This window comes from Asanoa sp. NPDC050611, from assembly GCF_040654855.1.
Lineage (GTDB): Bacteria > Actinomycetota > Actinomycetes > Mycobacteriales > Micromonosporaceae > Asanoa.
This window is the reverse complement of the sequence record NZ_JBFAIU010000614.1, coordinates 1-2,222: the sequence shown is the minus strand read 5'-3', so window position 1 is coordinate 2,222 and position 2,222 is coordinate 1. Positions and strand designations below refer to the sequence as shown.

Below are 2,222 nucleotides of genomic sequence, written 5' to 3'. Positions count from 1 at the left end.
CATCAACCACATCGGCGGCGCCCTCGACATCACCGCGCGCGGCACCGGCTCGCTGGTCGCCGTGGTGACTCCCCGCCTGATCGCGAGCTGCCTGGCCTTCGGCGCCCATTCGGCGGCGTACGCCGCGGTCGTGGTCGTGGGCAGCCTGCAGTTGCAGGACACGTATCGGCTCTCGGCCGCCGAGGCCGGTCTCGTGCTCGCCCCGGTGCTGGTCGGCGCCCTGGTCAGCGCCGCACTGGCCGGCAGCCTGGTCCGGCGGTTCGGATCACGCAGGGTCGTCGCGGTGGCTCTGCTGCTGGGTTCGGTCACCCTCGCCCTCGTGGCCCTCAGCGCCCGCGGCTCCCTCGCCCTGCTGGTGGTGTGCCTGGCCGCCTGGGGTCTGACCGCCGGCCCGATCTACGTCGGCCTGACCCGCGAGTGCGTCGGCGACGCCGCTCCGGAGGACCGCGGGATGGCCTCGGCCCTGTTCGAGTCGACCACCCACATCGGCGGCGCGATCTCCATCGCCGTCTACCTGACCATGATCAGCGCCGGCGCGGCCTATGCGACCACACAGCTCGTCGGCGCCGCCGTCGCGGGAGCGGCCGTTTTCACGACCCTGCTCATCATGCCTACCTACCGTGCCGACTAGTTGTCGCCGCCGGCCGTCGTGAAGAGAAGAACGCCCGCCGCGACCAGGCCTCCGGCGATGAGCGCGAGAACGACCCCGAAGGCGACCGCTCCTCCGGTCGCCACCGTTGTGGCACCTACGATCGCCGCCATGGTGGCGCCGGCGACGGCCGACCCGACGACTCGCCACCGGTGAGGGGACTCTGGCATGTGAACCTCGGCTCGCTGAAGATCAGTTCGGGCACCGTACCCGCCGCTGGTCCCGAGCTATCATCCACTGTGGAGCCATGCGCGGGAGGCCGGTAGCTTTCAACGGGCACCTGGCCCCGTTCAGGCTCGGCAGGGCGTGCCGACACGGTGTCGGCGAGACCGTGACCTGCCCGAACGCACCGCCACCGCCCGAGAAACCATGGCATCCGCTCGGCGTCACCCCGGTTCGCCTCATTTGACGACATGTGAACTCGGACTTATTGGTCACGCGCAGGTGAGCTGTAACGACGAATGTGCATACGGCGCTTAACCCCGGAAAGGTGAACCCCCGACCAGCCTTCCGAGGTGACGTATGCACGTCAGCACCAACCGCTGGGTCGTCCGGGCCGCGGCATCAGCACTGCTGCTCATGGGCAGCGCCGTCGCTGCTACGCCGGCCGCCGCCGCGGGCGCCGCAGGCTGCGCTCCCGGCTCGACCCACGCGGACGCCAAGGTTCGACCCGGCCGACCCGGCCACCAGGACCCCAACGCCCTCAACGACGCTCAGATCCGCCAACGCGAGACCGACCTGTCCGCGGCACTCACGCAACGGCGGCGGCCGGCCGGTGTGACGACGCTGGCCACGGTCACCATTCCGGTGGTCGTCCACGTCATCGCCGAGGACAGCACCCGGGCCGGCGGCTACCTGCCGGACTCCATGATCCAGCAGCAGATCGCCGTGCTCAACGACTCGTACGACGGCGGCCAGGTCGGCGGCGCCGCAACGCCGTTCACCTTCCAGCTGCAGTCGATCACCCGCAACGTGCGGCCGGAGTGGTACCCGATCGTCTACGGGACCCGCGCCGAACGCGAGATGAAGGCCGCGCTGCGGGTCGGCGGCAAGGACACCCTCAACATCTACACCGGCGAGCTCAGCGACGACCTGCTCGGCTGGGCCACCTTCCCGCAACGCAAGCTCAACAGCACCGACGGCGTCGTCATCCTCGGCGAGTCCATGCCCGGCGGCACCGCCGGCATCTACGCGCTCGGCGACACCGCCACCCACGAGGTCGGCCACTGGCTGAACCTCTACCACACCTTCCAGGGCGGCTGCAGCAAAGCCGGCGACCAGGTCGCGGACACCCCCGCCGAGGCCGACCCGGCCTTCAACTGCCCGACCGGCCGCGACACCTGCTCCGCTGCCGGCCTGGACCCGATCAACAACTTCATGGACTACACCCAGGACTCCTGCATGTACGAGTTCACGCCGGGCCAGGCGGCCCGGATGACGGACGCCTGGGCCGCGTACCGCGCACCGTAACCCCGGGACCGATCGGCACCAGTTCCTTGTAGTCCTTGCCGCCGCCGAGGTTGCTGGAGAAGACCCAGAGGCCGACCGCCCAGTCGTCGCTGAACAGGCCGAG

General features: G+C 70.3%; 2 protein-coding genes. Both read left to right on the top strand.

The features are described from left to right. Positions 1-631 (top strand): MFS transporter (locus AB0H87_RS40965; protein WP_360159001.1); only part of this gene is annotated, 631 nt, incomplete at its 5' end. A gap of 597 nt (positions 632-1,228) precedes the next feature. Further along, complete coding sequence (locus AB0H87_RS40960; RefSeq protein ID WP_360159004.1) at positions 1,229-2,119, top strand: zinc metalloprotease; 891 nt, start codon at positions 1,229-1,231, stop codon at positions 2,117-2,119. The last annotated feature ends 103 nt before the right edge of the window (positions 2,120-2,222 follow it).